The following is a 20,689-nucleotide window of genomic DNA, read 5'->3' on the forward strand; positions in this document are numbered from 1 at the left end:
TGAAGTTTCCATTGGTAGTGTATAGTGTAAGTTGTCTATTCTGCTCAAACCCAAAATACGTTTATCTCGACTGCATTATTATTGATACCAATCATCAAAAAATTGGTTGATGAACTGTTTCATGAAATCATGGCGTTGTATGGCAATATTACGTGCTGTTTCAGTATGCATTAAATCCTTTAATTTTAGCAATTTATCGTAAAAATGACGTATCGCTGATGGTTCAAAGGTTGTTATTTCATCTGCTGAAGGTATTGATGAAGTTGGTAACTCTGTCCACATCGGTTCATTAAAGTGCCCGGCGAATTGGAATGCTCTAGCGATACCTATAGCACCAATTGCATCAAGTCTGTCAGCATCTCTAACAATTTGTCCTTCTAAAGAAAGGGGAATTTGATTATTTTCTCCGTTGCGATAGCTTAAATGTTTAATAATAAAAATAATTTCATTAATTGTTAATGTATCGAGATCAATAGAGTATAAAAAATTTTCTAGTTTTATTGTTGCAGCATCACTAGTCGTTAGTTTACTATCAACTGTATCATGCAATAGACTAGCTATTTCAACAATATCTATACGTTGACATTGCTCTGCTTTAGCGATTTTTAATGCTAAGGAAGTTACTCTTTCAACATGTGCAATATCATGGCCGCTATAATCATGAGCATGAAAATCCAACATATATTGTCTACATAAATCAAGTTGCGCTTTTAAATTCATTATATACTCCTTCAAATCTCTTCAGATATAATTAAATATATTAGCTCATATAGTACTGATTAAAGCTAAATGTAAGCTACATTCAACAGGCAAGCTTATCATTAAAATGATGTGACTTGTGTCATAATATTGGGGATAATAATTGAGAAATACCCTCTTTAAATTTAATAATTAAGCCACGTTGATTATAAAGTTCTTGTGTCAATTTATAAGAAACTTTCATATCTTCTATAAAGGCTGTTTTCAATTGATGTGCAACATCCACATCGTAAATAAAGGCATTTACTTCAAAGTTAAGTGTGAAGCTTCGATGATCCATATTTGTTGTTCCAACACTAGCAATTTCATCATCGATAACAACAGTTTTGGAATGTAAGAAACCATTGGCATACTGATAAATGTTTACGCCAGCTTCTAATAGAGAGGCGACATTTTTTAATGTAGCCCAATAAACGAATGGATGATCTGGCATACTTGGTATCATTATATTAACTTCAACACCCCCAAGTGCTGCGATTTTAATAGAGTCTAAAAAGGCTTGGTCAGGAATGAAATATGGTGATTGTATATAGATTGATTTTTTCGCAGATGAAATCATTTTTAAATAACCATATTTAATTTGTTCCCAATCTTCATCTGGTCCACTGGAGGCAATTTGAACACCTTTTTGGCCGCCTGAATTTACATCTGGGAAATAACGATCACTGTACTCAATATTGTCACGCGCAGCTTGAGAATTCCAATCAAGTATAAACCTTAATTGTAAGGCGTTTACAGAATCTCCTTCTAAGCGTAGATGTGTATCTCTCCAGTAACCGAATTTTTTATATTTTCCAATATATTCATCGCCAACATTAAAACCACCAACATAACCAATTTTGCCATCTATAACGACAATTTTACGGTGGTTACGGTTATTCATACGCAAGTTAATCAATGGTAATTTAGAAGGGAAGAAGGCTTCAGCTTTGCCACCTTTGTTTCGAAAATGCTTTAAATCTTTCTTTCTAAGCCCACGTGAACCCATATCATCGTATAGCATTTTAATTTCTAATCCTTCATCCAACTTATGTTCGAGAGCTGTCAATATCTTATGACCCAAGTCATCACTTTTAAAAATGTAATATTGAATATGTATATAATCTTTCGCATGATTGATATCATCAATGAGCGAATCGAATTTTGTTTTGCCATCTGTAAATATTTTAATAGTGTTGTCAGTAGTTAGAAAGGCAGCATTATTATACAACAACATACGCACCATATCTTTATATTTAACAATTTGATGATTCCCTTTAGAAAAGTTGTCTGATTCTAAAGCTCTCATCTGTTCACCAACAATCATTTCAAGACCAATTTTGTTGTTTTTATTTAATTTAAATATTTGTTCTCGCTGAATTTGTCGACCTAAAAGTAAATAGAGTATGAAACCTATAATAGGAAGAAATACAAGAACTAATAACCAAGCCCAAATTGATCCGGCGCTGCGTCTTTCCATAAAGATGATTGTAAAGGCAAAGATAAGGTTTAAAATAAAAGCACTAATTAAAAATATGTTTATTAGTAAATTAGAATGTGCCAAAGTTAATGAAAAGAATTCAACCATATAGAACCTCCTAGCCTAACATTTTATGTTTGTCACAATATTAAATGAATAATACAATTGTATCATGTAGTTGATAAATATCATATTGTAATTGTTAAAAGTGGTTGAATTTGCTCATTGTAATATACAATAATTAGTAAGTAATTGAGTAAAGGGGTGTTTACCTTGAACGAACAAGATCATGCACATCATTCTAAAATTGTAAAAGCAAATTTAAAATCTAGATTAAATCGTATAGAAGGACAAGTGCGGGCAATTAATCGCATGGTTGAAGATGATGTTTATTGTGATGATGTGTTAACACAAATAAGAGCAACACGCTCAGCATTAACGAGTGTGGCAACAAAACTATTAGAGCATCATATGAAAAGTTGTATCATGGATAAAATAAACGATGGGCAGGAAGTTGAAGCGATGGAGGAATTGCTAGTTACATTTCAAAAAATGCTAAAAGACTAGGAGGAGAAAATTGTGGAAAAGCGATTAATTTATATTACAAATGTGACTAGTGAAGACGACTTGAAAAACTTACGAACAAGGTTATTAGAGATGATTGGTGTTAATGAAGTAGTGATCAATTTTGATGAACGTGCAGTTAATGTTACTTTTGAAACACCAACTAATTTAAATGCACTTGAAAAAGAAATATATGATGCTGGCTATCATGCTATAGATGATTTATAAAATAATTTCAAATAAATTTTCAATTCATGTAGTAAACGACAGCTAATTAGGGTAGTATGTATGTGAAAGGCCATATAACGAGGTGAAATTATGAAACAAGTCGATAAAATTCAAAACATGGTTAAATACTTAACATCGCTAGGTGTAAATATTAAGAAAACAAAATCTCGTTTAGACATAATGAATACTTTGCCAGCCTCAGCAACAGTCACTCATAAACTAAAGTAACATGTCACTTTTATTCAAAGGTTCGAGTGCGTCTTTAAGTCGATTTACATTGCTATAAAAAAGGAATATTGGATATTATTCCTAGAAAAACAAGCCAGAAAATGAGTTTATACGCTCATTTTCTGGCTTTGAATTTATGATTGTTATTCTGATTTTCACTCAAATGTGAACTCGTGGAATAAACTAAGACAAAAGTAAACATGGTTTCTTCATATTGATAATTAATGTAAGAAAATTAATAGAGAAGAGCTAAGCTATGAACTAAATATTGGCAGTAGCTGACTGGATTGAAAATAAGCTTATAGCAAGCTTTTTTCAATTTTAGTTAACCTTACTGGGGGGCGGGACTACAAATTCATAATGAATTCTGTCCCGCTCCTTTCTATACTTTGTAATTTATATCTGAAACCTCTCTATTTAAGCTTTATTGAAGACTTTGATACGTCATGGTAGTAAATGGATAGAATAACACCGATACCAGCCATTAAACTCCAAAGAGAGCTACCACCATAGCTAATAAAGGGTAGAGGAATACCAGTAATAGGTAATAGCTGTATTGTCATACCAATATTTTGAAGAATGTGAAATACAATCAAAGAGATATAACCTACGATGAAAATTTTACTAAAAGGAGCTTCTACTCTAATTGCTAAACGAATTAAATGAAAAATTAAAAGTAAAAAAACAAATAGTAAAATTACTGCACCTATAAAGCCCATTTCTTCACCTATGACTGAAAAAATAAAATCCGTGTGATTTTCAGGAATATAAACTTCACCATGATTATAGCCTTTACCAAATAGCTGTCCTGAGCCAATAGCTTTTAACGATTCTGTTAAGTGGTAGCCATCTCCACCACTATATGAATAGGGGTCTAACCAGGAATTAATACGACCCATTTGATACATCTTAACACCTAAAGACTTTTCAATTACAGAAGGTGCGTATAAAATGGCTAAAATAATGCTACTTCCAAACACAATGACAGAAATAAACAAAGGTGCTAACAATCTCCATGTAATACCACTAACCAACATCACTCCAGCTATAACAGCACATATAACAAGTGTCGTACCTAAATCATTTTGTAATAAAATGAGCGCCATAGGAATAATTGATACACCTATTATTTTGAAAAATAAAACTAAATCGGATTGTAGTGACTTATTGAATGTAAAACGATTATGTCGTTCTACAATTTTCGCTAATGCTAAAATTAATACAATCTTCATAAATTCTGATGGTTGAATACTTACTGGTCCAAAACTATACCAACTCGATGCCCCGTTAATCACAGGTGTAATAGGCGTTTCGGGTAAAATTAGTAAACCGATAAGCAATACACAAAAAATAAAATATAATAAATATGTATTTTTTTTAATTTTTTTAGGTGAAAAAAGCATGATAATAAGAGCGATGAAGGCACCTAAAATATAATAAATAACTTGTCTTATACTAAAGTTGGCACTATATTGACCGCCACCCATTGCTGAACTAATGAGTGTGACACTAAAAATGGCTAGTATAGTTAAAATACCTATGAGCACCCAGTCTATTCGTTTGAGCCAATGTTTATTAGGCGTTTGACGGGATGAATATTTCATTTGTAACTCCTTAATTTCGTTAGTTTCTAAATTGATTATACAATGATTTTACTGTAGATTAAAACATTTGACTATAGAATATCTATGATAGCAGCTAGTTGCACAACAACGTGTTGTAAATCGTTTTAAAAATGTTACAAAATTTTCGGATAACCTTTATATCATCAAATGCATTCAACTCATGTTTTATGGTAATATTAAGTTTCAGAAAGTAATCTTTAGAGGATCGTTAAGTCGCATATTTTGTGTGAATACTGTATAAACAGTAATGAATTTAAAGGTATTCATTTTATACTTTGACCTGGTATAACGTATTGAATTGCTTAATGTTGAATCAATATTGGAGGAATACATAATGAAAAAAGAAAATATTTGTATTATTTATGGTGGTAAAAGTGCGGAGCACGACGTTTCAAAGCTAACAGCTCAAAATGTATTAAATGCTATTGATAAAGAAAAATATTTAGTGGACATTATTTATATCACAAATGATGGTTTATGGAAAAAGAAAGGTAACATAACAGCAACGATTGAATCTCCAGAAGAACTTACTTTAACAGATGTTGAGCCAGAAGATATTACTTTATTATTAAAACAAAGTAGTGCTGGTGAAGCATATGATGCAGTATTTCCACTATTACATGGACCTAATGGGGAAGACGGTACGATACAAGGTCTGTTTGAAGTATTGGATATTCCATATGTCGGAAATGGCGTGTTAGCTGCTTCAAGCTCAATGGATAAGCTTGTAATGAAACAATTGTTTGAGCATAGAGGGCTACCACAATTACCTTATATTAGTTTTTTACGCAGTGAATATGAAAAGTATCAAGGAAATATCATTAAATTGGTAAAAGACAAATTAGAGTATCCTGTTTTTGTTAAACCGGCGAATTTGGGATCAAGTGTAGGTATTAGTAAATGTAACGATGAACAAGAATTAAAAGCTGGCATTGCCGAAGCATTTCAATTTGATCGCAAATTAGTAATTGAACAAGGCATAAATGCCCGTGAAGTAGAAGTTGCAGTTTTAGGTAACGATTATCCAGAAACGACTTGGCCTGGAGAAGTAGTTAAAGATGTTGCATTTTATGATTACAAATCCAAATATAAAGATGGGAAAATTAGATTACAAATCCCAGCAGAGTTAGATCAAGAAGTGCAACTTACTTTGAGAAATATGGCACTAGAAGCTTTTAAAGCAACGGACTGTTCAGGTTTAGTACGTGCCGATTTCTTCGTAACTGAAGACAACCAAATTTTCATCAATGAAACGAATGCCATGCCTGGATTTACTGCATTTAGTATGTATCCAAGTTTATGGGAAAATATGGGCTTATCATATTCAGATTTAATTACAAAACTTATAGAATTAGCAAAAGAGCGTTACGAAGATAAAAAGAAAAATAAATATAGCATAGACTAAGAGCGAGGTAAGTCATTATGATAGAAGTAACTTTGCGACAAATTAAATCATGGATCGATTGTGATATAGATGACCAATTTTTAGATGTTAAAATCAAAGGCGTAACGATTGACTCACGTGCGGTTCAACCGCAAATGTTATTTATTCCTTTTAAAGGAGAGCATGTAGATGGGCATCACTTTGTTAAACAAAGTATACAAGATGGTGCTGCAGCTGCATTTTATCAAACAGGTCAAGAAATTGATTCTTCATTAGAAGAGCAACCATTAATTTATGTTTCTGACACTTTGACTGCATTACAACAGCTTGCTAAAGCATATTTGAATTATGTTCAACCTAAAGTGATAGCTGTGACAGGGTCAAATGGCAAAACGACTACTAAAGATATGATAGAGAGCGTATTAAAAACACAGTTTAAAGTGAAAAAAACGCAAGGTAATTATAATAATGAAATTGGTATGCCCTTAACAATTTTAGAATTGGATTATGACACTGATATATCAATTTTAGAAATGGGTATGTCTGGATTTCATGAAATTGAATTATTGTCTAGTATTGCAGAGCCAGATATTGCCGTGATTACGAATATTGGTGAATCGCATATGCAAGATTTGGGTTCAAGAGCGGGTATTGCAAAAGCGAAATCTGAAATTGTTACTGGACTAAAAGATAACGGTATTTTTATTTATGACGGGGACGAGCCACTATTACAGCCACATGTAGCACAAGTAAAGCATGCGAAATTAATCAGTGTGGGCTTGGAACAACATAATACGTATGTTTGTACAATTGATTCCAATCAAAATGATGGTATTGCTTTTAATATTAATAATACAGAACATTATGAATTACCTATTTTAGGCGTTCATAATATGAGGAATGCTGCAATTGCCATTGCAGTTGGACATGAGTTAGGCTTATCATATGAGATGATTCAACACAATATTAAACATGTCCAATTAACTGGCATGCGCATGGAAAGACATGTAACAGAACAGCAAATTACAGTGATTAATGATGCCTATAATGCAAGTCCAACAAGTATGAAAGCGTCTATAGATACGTTAAGTAATATGGAGGGACGAAAAATATTGATTTTGGCCGATTGTCTGGAGTTAGGTGACAACAGTCAACATATGCATGAAGAAATAGGTGAATATTTAAAAAATAAAAATATTGATGAGCTATATACTTTTGGTGAAGAAGCACAATATATTCATCGTTCTGGACAGCCCTATGTATTACTTGCACAACATTTTGAGTCTAAAGAAGCAATTATAGAGCAATTGAAAAAAGAATTAGTTGCTGGCGACAAAGTGTTAGTGAAAGGCTCTAGAGGTAATAAATTAGAGGATATTGTTAACGCAATTATTTAATATAACGTAGTTCAAGACCTAATTGTATTGAAAAATATAATTAGGTCATTTTTTATAAAAAAAGCCTATCCAAGCGCTTTTAGCAATGTATGATTAAATTTTTTCTATCTGATTGCAGAAACCCTTTATTGCTATAAGATAATATAGGTGGTACTATTAAGAAGTTGACGAAACAAATACGAACGTATACGTAAATAGTACGACGAGAAATAAATAGATAAAAGGAGAATTATATTGCAAAATTTTAAAGACTTAGGGATTTCTGAAAAAACAGTTCAAACCCTAGAAAATATGGGGTTTAAAGAACCTACGCCAATTCAAAAAGACAGTATCCCTTATGCATTAGAAGGAAGAGACATCCTCGGACAAGCACAGACAGGTACAGGTAAAACTGGTGCTTTCGGTATTCCTCTAATAGAAAAAGTTGTAAATAAATCAGGAGTACAATCACTGATTTTAGCACCTACACGTGAACTAGCGATGCAAGTAGCAGAACAATTAAGAGAGTTTAGCCGTGGACAAAATGTTCAGGTTGTTACGGTATTTGGAGGTATGCCAATTGACCGTCAAATCAAGGCGCTTAAAAAAGGACCTCAAATTGTTGTAGGAACACCTGGACGAGTTATTGATCATTTAAATCGTAGAACATTGAAAACGAATGGCATTCACACATTGATATTAGATGAAGCTGATGAAATGATGAATATGGGCTTTATCGATGACATGAGATTCATTATGGATAAGATACCGGCAGAGCAAAGACAAACGATGCTATTCTCTGCTACAATGCCAAAAGCGATTCAAGCACTCGTGCAACAATTTATGAAAACACCTCAAATTGTTAAGACTATGAACAATGAAATGTCAGATCCTCAAATTGACGAGTATTATACAATTGTTAAAGAATTAGAAAAATTTGATACTTTTACTAATTTCTTAGACGTTCATCAACCAGAACTTGCCATTGTATTTGGTCGAACAAAGCGCCGTGTTGATGAATTAACAAGTGCTTTATTATCAAAAGGTTATAAAGCAGAAGGATTGCATGGAGACATAACACAAGCCAAACGTCTAGAAGTATTAAAAAAATTCAAAAATGATCAAATTGATATTTTAGTTGCTACAGATGTAGCAGCGCGTGGTTTAGATATTTCAGGGGTAAGTCACGTTTATAACTTTGATATCCCTCAAGATACAGAAAGTTATACACACCGCATTGGTCGTACTGGCCGTGCTGGTAAAGAAGGTATAGCTGTTACCTTTGTCAATCCAATTGAGATGGATTATATTCGTCAAATTGAAGAAGTTAATAGTAGAAGAATGACTGCTTTGAGACCACCGCATCGTAAAGAAGTTTTAAAAGCGCGTGAGGATGACATTAAAGAAAAAGTTCAAAACTGGATGTCAAAAGATAATGAACCAAGATTACAACGTATTTCAAGCGAATTGTTAAAAGAATACGATTCAACAGAATTAGTTGCGTCATTACTTCAAGAATTAGTTGAGGCAAATGATGAAGTAGAAGTTCAATTAACATTCGAAAAACCTTTAGCACGTAAAAATCGCCAAAGCAAGAACGGTGGAAACCACAGAAGAAGTAACAAAAAACGTGGTGGAAAATTTGAAACACGTAATAAACGTACAAAAGGTAATTATAATAAGAAAAAGTCAAATAATTTCGATCGTAAAGATAAATCAAGCAAGAATCGTACAACAAAAGGACGTACATTTGCTGACATGCAAAAATAATATACCTATTGTTGAATCTGGGACATCATCATGTCTTAAACTATGAACTAAATAATGGTAGTAGTTGATTGGATTGAAAATAAGCTTATACCAAGCTTTTTCAATCCTAGTCAACCTTGCTGGGGCGGGACTACGAATTCATTATGAATTCTGTCACGCTCCTTTTTTATATACAAATTTAATGCCTATTATTATTTAAAACCTTAGAGTGTTATATGTTATAACTATAAATCCATTTATGTGCCTCCATTGAAGTATTAAGTAGCCATCAATTACCACTACTTCTATGATATAATGAACGTAAATTTCAGGAAGGAGTTCTTTATGGATTATAGTGACAATGTTTTTAAGCAAAGTCCTAAGCAGGCATTAAAATATTACTGGATAAAGTATAGTCTTTACTTTGTAATTGAATTTATTATTTTGAGTATTTTGACTTATTTTTGGTACACAAATCATTGGTACCATTGGTTGATATATATTGCTGCTATCTATTTAGTACTCATGTTTATCACTTTGATTGCAAGCCCATATATCTTATACCATCATAGATACTATCGTCTTGATGGCAATAATATAGAAATTAAGAAGACATATATTTTAAAGAAACATAAAATGAGCAAGATCGAACGTGTGCAACAAATCGAAGTTAAATCAAATCCGTTGCTGTATAAATTGAAATTAAATAAGTTAGTAATACCAACTGCCGGTCATGAAATTAGTTTTCCTATTGTTTCGGAAGCTGAAGCATTGCGATTACAGGATAAAATCATACAAGGTTTGAGAGGTGTAGATACAGATGTCTAATCCTCAAAAATTACATATTATTTCCTATATTAACTGTATTTATAATGCAATAAAACAAAATATTATTTTATTTGCCATTGTCGTAGGTGTGAATATATGGCAATTTGATTTCTCAGAAATTCGTGATTATATTGGGTTAGGTATAGTGCTGATGTTCTTTATAATATCGTTAGTGTCACAAATTTTAGAAGTATATAGTACAAGATATTGGTTAGAAGATAATCACTTCATTGTCACACATGGGGTTTTTAACAAAAATAGAAAAGAATTAAATGTCCGAAAAATCCAGTCGTTTGAAACCACTCAAGGTGTTATCGATCAACTTGTTAATGGTGTCAAATTGCAAATAAAAACGCCAAGCGATGGCGTGGAATTAGAAACAATTACGAAATCACAAAGCCAAATGATTGAACAATCAATTCGAGATAAACAACTCGAATTACTGCAAAAAGGTGACTTACAACTTGAAAATAAGAAACATGATTTACAAGATACACAATCACTTGACAATGAACAAACAGATAATCAAAACATTATATTTAAAATGTCCTTTAAGACTTTATTATTAATGGCTTTAACAAGTGGAGCTGTTGGTGTGACATTTGCAGCACTCAGTCCAATATTTAATTCGGTAGAAGACTTTATACCATGGGATAGTTTGACTCACGGTATATTAAGTTGGGTGAATTCAGCATTTAAAATTGTATTTGTCATTACTGTTGCCCTTATTATCGTAAGTTATATTGTAGGAACGGCGATTATGATGATTCGGTACTATCATTACACAGTGACACAATCGCATAGTCAGTTAAAAGTATCTTATGGATTACTAAATGTAAAAAATATAACAGTACCAACTGATAGATTGCAGGCTGTCGTTGAAAAACAGTCGTTATTACGCAAATTATTTGGATATACATCTATACATTTTATTATTACGAGCGATTCAGATGTCACTTCAGAAGTAGATGTCAGTACAAAAGGTAGAGTTATGATTTTACCTTTTATTAAACAGCATGAGGCTTATCGCATATTAGCTGATTTAGTGCCAGAAATGGATTTTATCAAAATTGATAAAGGCATGCCTTTAAGAAGTTTTCATCGACACTTCTTCATCTTTTCAGTGATCATATTAATTTTAGCAAGTATCGGTACCTATTTTTGGAGTGTTTGGAGCTTTGGGATTGCAGCAGTATTAATTTTGATAAGAATATTACATGCTTGGGTCTACTTTAAATGTTCAGGAATGGCGCAAAATGACAGTGAAATTGCAGTAAGTGAACTGACATTTTTAACGTTAAATAGTTATTACTTTAAAAAAGATAAAATACTTGAAATTGAAACTGAACAACACCCATTTTTACAACGTGCTCGTCTCGCTACAATAAACTTTATTCTAGCCAAAGGTGCAATTTTCCAGGGTGTGACGTTGAAATTTGAAGATGAGCATAAAGTTGAAAATGTTACTTCGACATTTTTAAGAGGTGAATCAAATGACAACTTATAATCATATGAATCAAAATGGACCTAAAATCATGCGTATTGCAGCAACAATAACTTTACTAATTATAAGTATCATTTTGATTGCAGCAATATTAATAAATTATTTTTTATTACACTGGCTAACTTTAATGCAAATTAGCATTGGACTAGCGATATTTTTTAGTGTATATATTGTTATTTTTATTGTTGTGAATCCTTGGTTAAAATATAAAAATTTTCGCTATTCATTAGAAGCTGATGTAATTTACATTCGGACGGGTATTATATTTGTTTCAACACAAGCAATACCACTATTTAGAATTCAAAACATCGATATTACTGAAGGCTTTTTAATGCAATTTTATGATTTAGCAACTGTAAAACTTTTTACTGCTGGTGGCTTTCCAAGTGTAGAATTAATTAATAAAGTAGAGGCACAGCGCCTAAAACAAATGATTCGACAACAAAAAGCTGAGCAATCTGATGAAGATAACATTGATAATGAAAATAATGACATAGAATGAGGGTTAAATAGATGATTTATGGAATAGGTATTGATTTAATTGAAATTGAACGTGTTCAACGATTAAATGATAAACAACCCAAATTAATTGAACGTATTTTATCTCCTGGAGAACAACAGCGCTATCATAGTTTTTCAAGCGAACGTAGAAAACTTGAATTTTTAGCTGGACGTTTCACAACAAAGGAAGCATTTAGTAAGGCTTTAGGTACTGGACTAGGTAAAACTGTTGCTTTTCATGATATCCATTGTTATAACGATGATTATGGAAAACCATGTATCGACTATCCAGGATTTAAAGTGCATGTAAGTATTACACATAGTGATCATTATGCTATGAGTCAAGTTTTATTAGAAAAAATGGATGAAGCGGCATATAATAAAAATAAGAAAAATGAGATATGATAATATCCATTTATAATATGTTACGGTCATTTCGAGGAGGACATAACATGTCAGATAAGTATTATAGAAACACCTATATCAACGTCGATTTAGCTGCAATTAATAACAATTACCGACAATTCACTCAGTTACATGATAATAAGACAGTGATACCAGTAATTAAAGCGAACGGCTATGGTTTAGGAAGTGTGCAAATTGCTCAATATTTAGTGGACCATGGCGCTTCTTTTTTTGCTGTAGCAACTTTAGATGAAGCGATAGAATTGCGCATGCATGGAATCAAAGCACAAATATTGATTTTAGGAGTTATACCTATAGAAGATATTAATAAAGCAATTCAACATAGAGTTGCAATAACAGTCCCTTCAAAATCATGGTTATCATCTGCTATTAAAGCTATCAATGATGATAATGAGAAAAGACTGTGGTTGCATATTAAACTTGATACAGGCATGGGACGCTTAGGTATTAAAAACCAAGCAGAATACCACCAAACCATTCATTTAATAGAACAGCACGAGCATCTTGTTTTTGAAGGTGTCTATACACATTTTGCATGTGCAGATGAACCAGGAGATTCTGCACAACAGCAATATCAATGTTTTAAAACATGGGTAACTTCAACGGATATGCCACGTTATGTTCACGCACAAAATTCTGCTGGTGCATTGATGATAGATGCAGATATTTGTAATGCTGTAAGGTTAGGTATTTCACTATATGGTTACTATCCATCAGAGTATGTAAAGGAAGAGACTGACATTGAACTTCAACCTAGTGTTGAGTTAATGACCCAAATTGTACAAACAAAAGAACTACAACCTGGTGAGTCAGTCAGCTATGGCAGTACTTATACAGCGCAATCACCTATAAAAATAGGTATCATACCAATTGGCTATGCAGATGGTTATTTGAGAATAATGCAAGGGCATTTTGTAAATGTGAAAGGACAGCAATGTGAAGTGATTGGCCGTGTTTGTATGGATCAAACAATCATTAAAATTAATGATGATATTGTTGAAGGCGATGAAGTATGTGTTATAAGTAAACAACAGGATAGCATACAATCAGTAGATGCAATTGCAAAACAACAAAAAACAATCAATTATGAGGTGCTATGCAACCTTGGACGACGCTTGCCAAGAATTTACAAATTTGATAATAAAGAATATATTATTAATGATTTATTAAAATAGTGTAGTCACTCCATCTAAAATTTGTTATTATTAAACTAACTAAAGGTTTAATAATAACTTTTTTAGAATCACTGGAGGTTCTTCTTATGCTAACTTTTAATCAAAATCGTAGTCATAGTCTAGAACAGTCATTAAAAGAAGGGTATGCTCAGATGGCAGACCTTAATCTCTCCCTAGCAACAGAGGCTTTCCCAATTGAATGTGAAGCTTGTGATTGCAATGAAACTTATCTAACTTCCAATCATCAGAGTGAATGATTAGACGCGGCGATGTATATTTAGCTGATTTATCACCGGTACAAGGGTCTGAACAAGGGGGAGTAAGACCAGTTGTCATCATTCAAAATGACACCGGTAATAAATATAGTCCAACTGTAATTGTAGCTGCAATTACTGGAAGGATTAATAAAGCGAAAATACCCACTCATGTGGAAATAGGTAAAAAGAAATATAAGTTAGATAAAGATTCTGTTATTCTGTTAGAGCAAATACGAACATTAGATAAAAAAAGATTAAAAGAAAAACTTACTTATCTCTCTGAGGATAAAATGAAAGAAGTAGATCATGCCCTAGACATTAGTCTAGGTTTACATAACTATCATTAAATTTTTTGAATTAGATATATGTATTACTCAAAGTTTTATATATGCAATAGGTCATTGTTTTCGAAACTTTTAAATGCTCATGTAACATAGTTAACATACTTCTAATCAAACATACTCATACATTTTATACTTGAGCTGAAACAAATCTTAAGCGTTGTTTAATAGCTTGAAAAGTTAATGGTAAAGAATGTCTTGAGTTTAAACTTTAGGTATTCCCTAAAGTTTTTTTTGGCTTAAAATGACTACGTGTTAAGTAAAAATTAAAGAAATTAAATGTAGCTGATAGAATAGTAGCTAGGTTTTTATTGCCATTTGCTTATGCTATTATGGTACTCTTGACTTATTAGAGCAAAATGTTTCATGTTTAGCCTATGTTAAATAAATGGTCGTTTCATTGAAGTAATAATGAATGTTGTAGTAAGGAGGAAACGTCGTGGAAGAATTTAAAAAACACTATAAAGAATTATTAGACGAAAGCATTGCTACTGGTGTGCAACCTCAGCTACTAGAAAAATGTGAAAACTACACGAGTGAAGTGATTAAAAAAGATATTTTGCCTGAAGATATTGTGGAAATACATAAGAATTATATATCTTCTCTTAGCTTAGAAGAACATAAAATTTTAGATACATTAGACGTCTTAAAAGAAGTAGTTAGAGGATTTGGCTACAGCTATCGAGATTATCAAAAGTTAGTAAATAAATTACAATTCCACGATAAAGAAATTGATTTAGCTTCTAGATTGCAACAAACTATGTTAAAGGCTGACATACCACAATTTGACAGTATACAAATTGGCGTCATATCAGTTGCTGCACAAAAAGTAAGTGGAGATTATTTTAATTTGATTGACCATAAAGACGGAACGATGAGTTTTGCGATTGCAGATGTCATCGGTAAAGGTATTCCAGCCGCATTAGCTATGAGTATGATCAAATTTGGTATGGACTCATATGGGCACTCTCAATTGCCAAGTGATGGATTGAAGCGACTAAATCGAGTTGTTGAAAAAAATGTTAACCAAAATATGTTTGTAACTATGTTCTATGGTTTATATGAGGAAATGAATCATTTACTATACTGCAGCTCGGCGGGGCATGAGCCAGGTTATATTTATCGAGCGGAAACCGAGGAATTTGAAGAAATTGAAGTGCGTGGTCGCGTATTGGGTGTAAGTCAAAATACACGTTATCACCAACAAGAAATTGCAGTTAATCTCAATGATTTAATCATTATCTTTACCGATGGCGTAACCGAAGCTCGAAACTCAATGGGTGAGTTTATTTCAAAAAAGGACTTATTAAATCTAATTCATAAATATAAACATATGCATCCGCAAGATATTGTACAATTACTATATGAAGCAATTTTAAAAATACAAAATCCGAACAAGCGTGATGATATGACAATTTTGATTATCAAAAGAGTAAATTAGCATAAAAAAATGTGGTTATAACAATATTGTTGTGGGTATAAATAGAGCGTATGTATTTTGTGAAATGAATTTATTTAGGAGTGTAAATATATGAACCTTAATGTAGAAACTCAATCATTTGAAAAATATTATGAAGTTAATGTAGCTGGTGAACTGGATGTCTATACAGTACCAGAATTGGAAGAAGTTTTAGTTCCAATGCGACAAGAAGGAGATAAAGATATTCACGTAAATTTAGCAAATGTGAGTTATATGGACTCTACTGGTCTGGGCTTATTTGTTGGAACACTAAAAGCATTAAATCAACATAATAAAGAACTTTATATTTTAGGCGTGACAGATCGAATTAGTAGACTTTTTGATATTACAGGATTAAAAGATTTAATGCATGTTAATGAAGGGACGGAGGTTGAATAAAATGCTTGGAAATCACGATTATATTGAAATGAGATTACCAGCTTCAGCTGAATATGTAAGCTTAATTCGCTTAACGTTGTCGGGCGTGTTTTCCAGAGCAGGTGCATCATATGATGATATAGAAGACGCCAAAATCGCTGTGAGTGAAGCGGTGACCAATGCAGTAAAACATGCTTATAAAAACGAACAAGAAAACGGTAGAATTAATCTTTGCTTTGAAATTCTAGAAAATCAAATTAAAATCGTTATTTCCGATCAAGGAGAAAGCTTTGATTATGAAGCAACTAAAGCAAAATTAGGGCCATATAATAATAATGAGAATATTGACTTTTTACGTGAAGGTGGGCTAGGTTTATTTTTAATTGAATCTTTAATGGATGAAGTTACTGTCTGTAAAGAATCTGGTGTTACGATCAGTATGATTAAGAATATAAAAAAAGAGCAGGTGCCAAAAAATGACGAAAGAGTCGAAATCAATTAATGACACTTCACCTGAACAAATAAACCAATGGATTAAAGAGCATCAAGAAGACAAGAGTACAGAAGCCCAAGATAAATTGGTGAAACATTATCGCAAGTTAATTGAATCACTTGCTTACAAGTATTCTAAAGGGCAATCACATCATGAAGATTTAGTTCAAGTGGGAATGGTTGGATTAATAGGTGCAATCAATCGATTTGATATTTCGTTCGATCGAAAATTTGAAGCATTCTTGGTGCCAACTGTTATTGGTGAAATCAAACGATATTTAAGAGACAAGACATGGAGTGTACATGTGCCTCGACGTATTAAAGAGATTGGACCTAGAATTAAAAAAGTTAGCGATGAGTTAACAAATGAACTAGAACGATCACCTTCTATTACAGAAATTGCAAATAGACTTGAAGTTACAGAAGAAGAAGTGCTTGAAGCAATGGAAATGGGGCAAAGTTACAATGCGCTAAGTGTTGATCATTCGATTGAAGCTGATAAAGATGGGTCAACAGTAACTTTATTAGATATCATGGGTCAGCAAGATGATAATTACGACTTGACCGAAAAAAGAATGATTTTAGAACGTATTTTACCTATTCTATCTGAGCGTGAACGAGAAATTATTCAATGTACATTTATAGAAGGTTTGAGTCAGAAAGAAACTGGCGAGCGTATAGGACTGAGTCAAATGCATGTATCACGACTACAACGGACGGCAATAAAAAAATTACAACAAGCTGCAAAACAATAAAAGCAGAGACCATCATTTGTAAAGGTCTCTGTTTTTTCTATGAATATCTTTTAAATCAGAAGATGATATCAATATATGTTAAAATAAGCATGAATTTCTAGAAAAGTGTGGTAAAACAATGGACAATCAATTAATTGCAACTATCGAACAAAAGTATTCATTTTCAAAAAAACAAATTACTGCAGTATTATCATTATTAGAAGATAATAATACAGTCCCTTTTATTGCTAGATATCGAAAAGAGCCTACTGGCGGTTTAGATGAAGTTGAAATAAAACAAATAGCTGATGAATATCAATATGTAGCACATTTACAAAAGCGTAAAGAAGAAGTGATTAATAATATAGAACAACAGGGATTGCTTACAGAAGAATTAAAACAAGACATCTTAAAACAGACTAAATTACAGCGTGTTGAAGATTTATATCGGCCTTACAAACAAAAGAAAAAAACACGAGCAACCGAGGCAAAACGTAAAGGATTAGAACCGTTTGTAGACTGGTTACTGTTACCTAAACTAGACGTAGATATAACAACAAAAGCAGCCTCATTCTTAAATGAAGAGGTAAACGCTGTTGAAGAAGCTATCCAAGGTGCGCAAGATATTATTGCTGAACGTATTGCAGATCAACCTTCATATCGTACAAAACTGTTAAAAGATGTGTACCATCAAGGGCAATTGGTTACGACAAAAAAGAAAAAAGCGGAAGATGAAAAAGAAATTTTTTCAATGTATTATGATTATTCCGAACCTATTAAAAAAATAGCTAACCATAGAGTTTTAGCGGTGAATCGTGGAGAAAAAGAAAAAATATTGACTGTGAAAATTGAATTTGATATCACGCATATTCAACAGTTTATTGCTAAAAGAGAAATAAAATATCAAACTGAAGCAAGTCGTATTATTCAAGAGGCAATAAGCGATAGTTTGAAACGTTTAGTAATGCCATCAATTGAACGAGAGATAAGATCAGATCTTACTAATAAAGCAGAACATCATGCAATTGATGTTTTTAGTGAGAATTTACGTCATTTATTACTACAACCACCAATGCGTGGTAAACAAATTTTAGGGATTGATCCCGCATTTAGAACAGGATGTAAATTGGCAGTAATTAATCCATTTGGCACTTTTGTTGCTAAGAATGTGATGTATCCACATCCTCCTGTATCTAAAGGCCAAGAGGCAAAAAACATACTATTAAAAATGATTAGAGATTATAATGTAGAATTGATTGCAATAGGAAATGGTACTGCTAGTCGTGAGACAGAACAATTTGTAGCACAAGTTATTCAAGAATACCAATTATCAGTTCAATTTATTATCGTCAATGAAGCAGGTGCATCTGTATATTCTGCTTCTGAAGTAGCTCGTAATGAGTTTCCTAACTTTCAAGTAGAAGAAAGAAGTGCAGTTTCAATAGGTCGTCGAGTTCAAGATCCGTTGAGCGAATTAGTTAAAATAGATCCAAAATCAATTGGTGTTGGGCAATATCAACATGATGTTAATCAAAAAGAACTTGAGCAGGCACTTGCATTTGTTGTTGAAACAGCTGTGAACCAGGTTGGTGTTGACGTTAATACAGCATCAAAATCATTATTGCAATATGTATCCGGCTTAACGGCACCAATCGCACAAAATATTATAGATTACCGTGAACAACATGGTGCTATTAAGCATAATAAAGAAATCAGTAAAGTAAAAAGATTAGGTGCTAAAACATTTGAACAAAGCATTGGATTTTTACGTATCATCGATGGAACAGAGCCACTGGATAATACGTCTATCCATCCAGAAAGTTACCAAGCGACATATCAATTACTTCAGCAACTGAATTTAGATATCAATGAGTTAGGAACGAAAGGACTAAAAGAAAAATTAAGTAAATTAGATGTGAATTCACTTTCTACAAAATTAAATATAGGTATTCCAACATTAGAAGACATTATTGAATCTTTAAAAGCACCACACAGAGATCCACGAGACGAGTTCGAAACACCACTGTTAAAATCAGATGTACTTTCAATAGCAGACTTATCAAAAGGAATGAAATTAAGTGGAACTGTGAGAAATGTCGTTGATTTTGGTGCGTTTGTTGATATTGGTGTTAAACAAGATGGACTGGTTCATATATCTAAACTATCTAATAAATATGTCAAAAACCCAATGGATATTGTAACTGTAGGAGATATTGTTGATGTATGGATAATAGATATAGATGAGCAAAAAGGAAAAGTATCATTAACAATGGTTAATCCAAATGAATAATGACGAATTGCAAAATCTAACTGAAACTATATCTAAGCAGTATTTTAATAAAATATTTGAGCACGAAGCGTATTTTAACAACAGACTAAGAACGACTGGTGGCAGATATATTTTAAAAACGCATAATATTGAGCTTAACCCTATGCAATATAAATATTACGGACTAAAGGCATTAAAGGATATTATTAAACATGAACTATGTCACTATCATTTGCATTTATCTGGCAAAGGATATCAGCACAAAGATAATGACTTCAAAGAACTGAGTGCCACAGTCGGTGCACCGAGATTTTGTTCTGCAATCAAAAGTTATCAAGAGCGTGCTAATTATGAATACCAATGTAAAAGATGTGGCGTAACATACTTAAGAATTAAAAAAGTGAATATCTTAATCATGAGATGTGGCAAATGTAATGGGAAATTAAAACTAAATCAGGATTTTAGAAAATAATAAACGATATAGAGAAAGTCTAATCTTCAAAATTAAATTAGGAAACACTATAGCCATATGTGTGTAATAAAAGCTTATGGTGATTAACAAATTTACTAAGAAGATTAGGCTTTTTTATATTATTAAAAGTATTGACATAAGGATGTAATAATAGTATTATGGATAGTGTTGTGCTAGACAGTAGTTATGAATTTGACAAGTTGTTAAGAAGGTAAAATTAAAGTTAATTTATAATTGACTTTGAATTACAAATCTATTACAATTATTATTGTTCTCGATAGACGAATAAGTTTATTGCGTTTTGCCAGCGGTCGTGGCGGAATGGCAGACGCGCTAGGTTGAGGGCCTAGTGGGAGAAATCCCGTGGAGGTTCAAGTCCTCTCGGCCGCACCAATCATCTATTATATATGCGGGTGTAGTTTAATGGCAAAACCTCAGCCTTCCAAGCTGATGTTGTGGGTTCGATTCCCATCACCCGCTC

Annotated in this window: 22 protein-coding genes and 2 tRNA genes; 21 read left to right on the forward strand and 3 right to left on the reverse strand. The window is 32.5% G+C overall.

Annotated elements, in window-relative coordinates:
• Positions 1–78: 78 nt before the first annotated feature.
• Positions 79–720 (reverse strand): HD domain-containing protein, encoded by a 642-nt coding sequence (locus HMPREF2864_RS10930; RefSeq protein ID WP_002492092.1) that lies wholly within the window; start codon positions 718–720, stop codon positions 79–81.
• A gap of 121 nt (positions 721–841) precedes the next feature.
• On the reverse strand, positions 842–2,326 hold the full coding sequence (gene cls, locus HMPREF2864_RS10935; RefSeq protein ID WP_002461210.1) for a cardiolipin synthase: 1,485 nt from the start codon (positions 2,324–2,326) through the stop codon (positions 842–844).
• 165 nt (positions 2,327–2,491) lie between these two features.
• On the opposite strand from cls, the gene csoR reads away from it, so the two are divergent.
• The 3 genes from csoR to HMPREF2864_RS12090 all read left to right on the forward strand — a co-directional run bounded on the left by csoR (position 2,492) and on the right by HMPREF2864_RS12090 (position 3,238).
• Positions 2,492–2,785 (forward strand): copper-sensing transcriptional repressor CsoR, encoded by a 294-nt coding sequence (gene csoR / locus HMPREF2864_RS10940; protein ID WP_002492098.1) that lies wholly within the window; start codon positions 2,492–2,494, stop codon positions 2,783–2,785.
• Between the two features lie 12 nt (positions 2,786–2,797).
• Positions 2,798–3,010 carry a putative copper chaperone CsoZ gene (locus tag HMPREF2864_RS10945; RefSeq protein WP_002461207.1) on the forward strand — a complete coding sequence of 71 codons (213 nt, stop codon included), beginning with the start codon at positions 2,798–2,800 and terminating at the stop codon, positions 3,008–3,010.
• 90 nt (positions 3,011–3,100) lie between these two features.
• Positions 3,101–3,238, forward strand: a complete 138-nt coding sequence (locus tag HMPREF2864_RS12090) for an Lmo0850 family protein (protein ID WP_002461206.1) — start codon at positions 3,101–3,103, stop codon at positions 3,236–3,238.
• A 413-nt stretch (positions 3,239–3,651) separates the two neighbouring features.
• Here HMPREF2864_RS12090 and HMPREF2864_RS10950 read toward each other — a convergent pair whose 3' ends face one another.
• Entirely contained in the window at positions 3,652–4,842 is a 1,191-nt protein-coding gene (locus HMPREF2864_RS10950; protein ID WP_002461205.1) for an FtsW/RodA/SpoVE family cell cycle protein, read from the reverse strand.
• Between the two features lie 355 nt (positions 4,843–5,197).
• On the opposite strand from HMPREF2864_RS10950, the gene HMPREF2864_RS10955 reads away from it, so the two are divergent.
• From HMPREF2864_RS10955 to HMPREF2864_RS11040, 18 genes are all read left to right on the forward strand, one after another.
• On the forward strand, positions 5,198–6,268 hold the full coding sequence (locus HMPREF2864_RS10955; protein WP_002461204.1) for a D-alanine--D-alanine ligase: 1,071 nt from the start codon (positions 5,198–5,200) through the stop codon (positions 6,266–6,268).
• A 17-nt stretch (positions 6,269–6,285) separates the two neighbouring features.
• The gene (gene murF, locus HMPREF2864_RS10960; RefSeq protein ID WP_070544699.1) at positions 6,286–7,644 is read left to right on the forward strand and encodes a UDP-N-acetylmuramoyl-tripeptide--D-alanyl-D-alanine ligase; all 1,359 of its coding nucleotides are present in this window, start codon (positions 6,286–6,288) and stop codon (positions 7,642–7,644) included.
• A 234-nt stretch (positions 7,645–7,878) separates the two neighbouring features.
• Positions 7,879–9,393 (forward strand): degradosome RNA helicase CshA, encoded by a 1,515-nt coding sequence (locus HMPREF2864_RS10965; protein WP_002461201.1) that lies wholly within the window; start codon positions 7,879–7,881, stop codon positions 9,391–9,393.
• A 324-nt stretch (positions 9,394–9,717) separates the two neighbouring features.
• Positions 9,718–10,200, forward strand: a complete 483-nt coding sequence (locus HMPREF2864_RS10970; protein WP_070544700.1) for a PH domain-containing protein — start codon at positions 9,718–9,720, stop codon at positions 10,198–10,200.
• Positions 10,193–11,707: a PH domain-containing protein gene (locus tag HMPREF2864_RS10975; protein WP_070572229.1), complete on the forward strand. Its 1,515-nt coding sequence runs from the start codon at positions 10,193–10,195 to the stop codon at positions 11,705–11,707. Before HMPREF2864_RS10970 ends, HMPREF2864_RS10975 begins: the two co-directional genes overlap by 8 nt.
• The gene (locus HMPREF2864_RS10980; RefSeq protein WP_002461197.1) at positions 11,694–12,206 is read left to right on the forward strand and encodes a PH domain-containing protein; all 513 of its coding nucleotides are present in this window, start codon (positions 11,694–11,696) and stop codon (positions 12,204–12,206) included. Before HMPREF2864_RS10975 ends, HMPREF2864_RS10980 begins: the two co-directional genes overlap by 14 nt.
• Positions 12,207–12,217: 11 nt before the next feature.
• Positions 12,218–12,610, forward strand: a complete 393-nt coding sequence (gene acpS, locus HMPREF2864_RS10985; RefSeq protein WP_002461196.1) for a holo-ACP synthase — start codon at positions 12,218–12,220, stop codon at positions 12,608–12,610.
• 47 nt (positions 12,611–12,657) lie between these two features.
• Positions 12,658–13,806, forward strand: coding sequence for an alanine racemase (gene alr, locus HMPREF2864_RS10990; protein ID WP_037543565.1), 1,149 nt, complete (start codon positions 12,658–12,660; stop codon positions 13,804–13,806).
• A gap of 86 nt (positions 13,807–13,892) precedes the next feature.
• Positions 13,893–14,063 (forward strand): type II toxin-antitoxin system antitoxin MazE, encoded by a 171-nt coding sequence (gene mazE / locus HMPREF2864_RS10995; RefSeq protein WP_002461193.1) that lies wholly within the window; start codon positions 13,893–13,895, stop codon positions 14,061–14,063.
• On the forward strand, positions 14,060–14,410 hold the full coding sequence (locus HMPREF2864_RS11000) for a type II toxin-antitoxin system PemK/MazF family toxin (RefSeq protein ID WP_002461192.1): 351 nt from the start codon (positions 14,060–14,062) through the stop codon (positions 14,408–14,410). The genes mazE and HMPREF2864_RS11000 overlap by 4 nt, the downstream gene beginning before the upstream one ends.
• 433 nt (positions 14,411–14,843) lie before the next feature.
• Positions 14,844–15,845, forward strand: coding sequence for a SpoIIE family protein phosphatase (locus tag HMPREF2864_RS11005; RefSeq protein WP_002461191.1), 1,002 nt, complete (start codon positions 14,844–14,846; stop codon positions 15,843–15,845).
• 90 nt (positions 15,846–15,935) lie between these two features.
• Positions 15,936–16,262 carry an anti-sigma factor antagonist gene (locus tag HMPREF2864_RS11010; protein WP_002461190.1) on the forward strand — a complete coding sequence of 109 codons (327 nt, stop codon included), beginning with the start codon at positions 15,936–15,938 and terminating at the stop codon, positions 16,260–16,262.
• A gap of 1 nt (position 16,263) precedes the next feature.
• Positions 16,264–16,743 carry an anti-sigma B factor RsbW gene (rsbW, locus tag HMPREF2864_RS11015; RefSeq protein WP_012990787.1) on the forward strand — a complete coding sequence of 160 codons (480 nt, stop codon included), beginning with the start codon at positions 16,264–16,266 and terminating at the stop codon, positions 16,741–16,743.
• A complete protein-coding gene (sigB, locus tag HMPREF2864_RS11020; RefSeq protein WP_002461188.1) occupies positions 16,718–17,488 on the forward strand; it encodes an RNA polymerase sigma factor SigB in 771 nt (256 codons plus the stop codon). Before rsbW ends, sigB begins: the two co-directional genes overlap by 26 nt.
• A 118-nt stretch (positions 17,489–17,606) precedes the next feature.
• Positions 17,607–19,757 (forward strand): Tex family protein, encoded by a 2,151-nt coding sequence (locus HMPREF2864_RS11025; protein ID WP_070544702.1) that lies wholly within the window; start codon positions 17,607–17,609, stop codon positions 19,755–19,757.
• On the forward strand, positions 19,750–20,208 hold the full coding sequence (locus tag HMPREF2864_RS11030) for a SprT family protein (RefSeq protein WP_070572232.1): 459 nt from the start codon (positions 19,750–19,752) through the stop codon (positions 20,206–20,208). Before HMPREF2864_RS11025 ends, HMPREF2864_RS11030 begins: the two co-directional genes overlap by 8 nt.
• Positions 20,209–20,515: 307 nt before the next feature.
• Positions 20,516–20,601: transfer RNA gene (locus HMPREF2864_RS11035), tRNA-Leu, on the forward strand.
• 16 nt (positions 20,602–20,617) lie between these two features.
• Positions 20,618–20,688: transfer RNA gene (locus HMPREF2864_RS11040), tRNA-Gly, on the forward strand.
• The last annotated feature ends 1 nt before the right edge of the window (position 20,689 follow it).

It is taken from the genome of Staphylococcus sp. HMSC059F04, assembly GCF_001812565.1.
In the GTDB taxonomy this organism is placed as follows: Bacteria; Bacillota; Bacilli; order Staphylococcales; family Staphylococcaceae; genus Staphylococcus; species Staphylococcus lugdunensis.

Excerpts from the sequence above, each read along its gene's own strand:
- HMPREF2864_RS10930 (WP_002492092.1), bottom strand. The coding sequence starts at position 720 with ATGAATTTAAAAGCGCAACTTGATTTATGTAGACAATATATGTTGGAT.
- cls (WP_002461210.1), bottom strand. The coding sequence starts at position 2,326 with ATGGTTGAATTCTTTTCATTAACTTTGGCACATTCTAATTTACTAATA.
- HMPREF2864_RS12090 (WP_002461206.1), top strand. The coding sequence starts at position 3,101 with ATGAAACAAGTCGATAAAATTCAAAACATGGTTAAATACTTAACATCG.
- HMPREF2864_RS10950 (WP_002461205.1), bottom strand. The coding sequence starts at position 4,842 with ATGAAATATTCATCCCGTCAAACGCCTAATAAACATTGGCTCAAACGA.
- HMPREF2864_RS10955 (WP_002461204.1), top strand. The coding sequence starts at position 5,198 with ATGAAAAAAGAAAATATTTGTATTATTTATGGTGGTAAAAGTGCGGAG.
- murF (WP_070544699.1), top strand. The coding sequence starts at position 6,286 with ATGATAGAAGTAACTTTGCGACAAATTAAATCATGGATCGATTGTGAT.
- HMPREF2864_RS10970 (WP_070544700.1), top strand. The coding sequence starts at position 9,718 with ATGGATTATAGTGACAATGTTTTTAAGCAAAGTCCTAAGCAGGCATTA.
- HMPREF2864_RS10975 (WP_070572229.1), top strand. The coding sequence starts at position 10,193 with ATGTCTAATCCTCAAAAATTACATATTATTTCCTATATTAACTGTATT.
- HMPREF2864_RS10980 (WP_002461197.1), top strand. The coding sequence starts at position 11,694 with ATGACAACTTATAATCATATGAATCAAAATGGACCTAAAATCATGCGT.
- acpS (WP_002461196.1), top strand. The coding sequence starts at position 12,218 with ATGATTTATGGAATAGGTATTGATTTAATTGAAATTGAACGTGTTCAA.
- alr (WP_037543565.1), top strand. The coding sequence starts at position 12,658 with ATGTCAGATAAGTATTATAGAAACACCTATATCAACGTCGATTTAGCT.
- mazE (WP_002461193.1), top strand. The coding sequence starts at position 13,893 with ATGCTAACTTTTAATCAAAATCGTAGTCATAGTCTAGAACAGTCATTA.
- HMPREF2864_RS11000 (WP_002461192.1), top strand. The coding sequence starts at position 14,060 with ATGATTAGACGCGGCGATGTATATTTAGCTGATTTATCACCGGTACAA.
- HMPREF2864_RS11010 (WP_002461190.1), top strand. The coding sequence starts at position 15,936 with ATGAACCTTAATGTAGAAACTCAATCATTTGAAAAATATTATGAAGTT.
- rsbW (WP_012990787.1), top strand. The coding sequence starts at position 16,264 with ATGCTTGGAAATCACGATTATATTGAAATGAGATTACCAGCTTCAGCT.
- sigB (WP_002461188.1), top strand. The coding sequence starts at position 16,718 with ATGACGAAAGAGTCGAAATCAATTAATGACACTTCACCTGAACAAATA.
- HMPREF2864_RS11025 (WP_070544702.1), top strand. The coding sequence starts at position 17,607 with ATGGACAATCAATTAATTGCAACTATCGAACAAAAGTATTCATTTTCA.
- HMPREF2864_RS11030 (WP_070572232.1), top strand. The coding sequence starts at position 19,750 with ATGAATAATGACGAATTGCAAAATCTAACTGAAACTATATCTAAGCAG.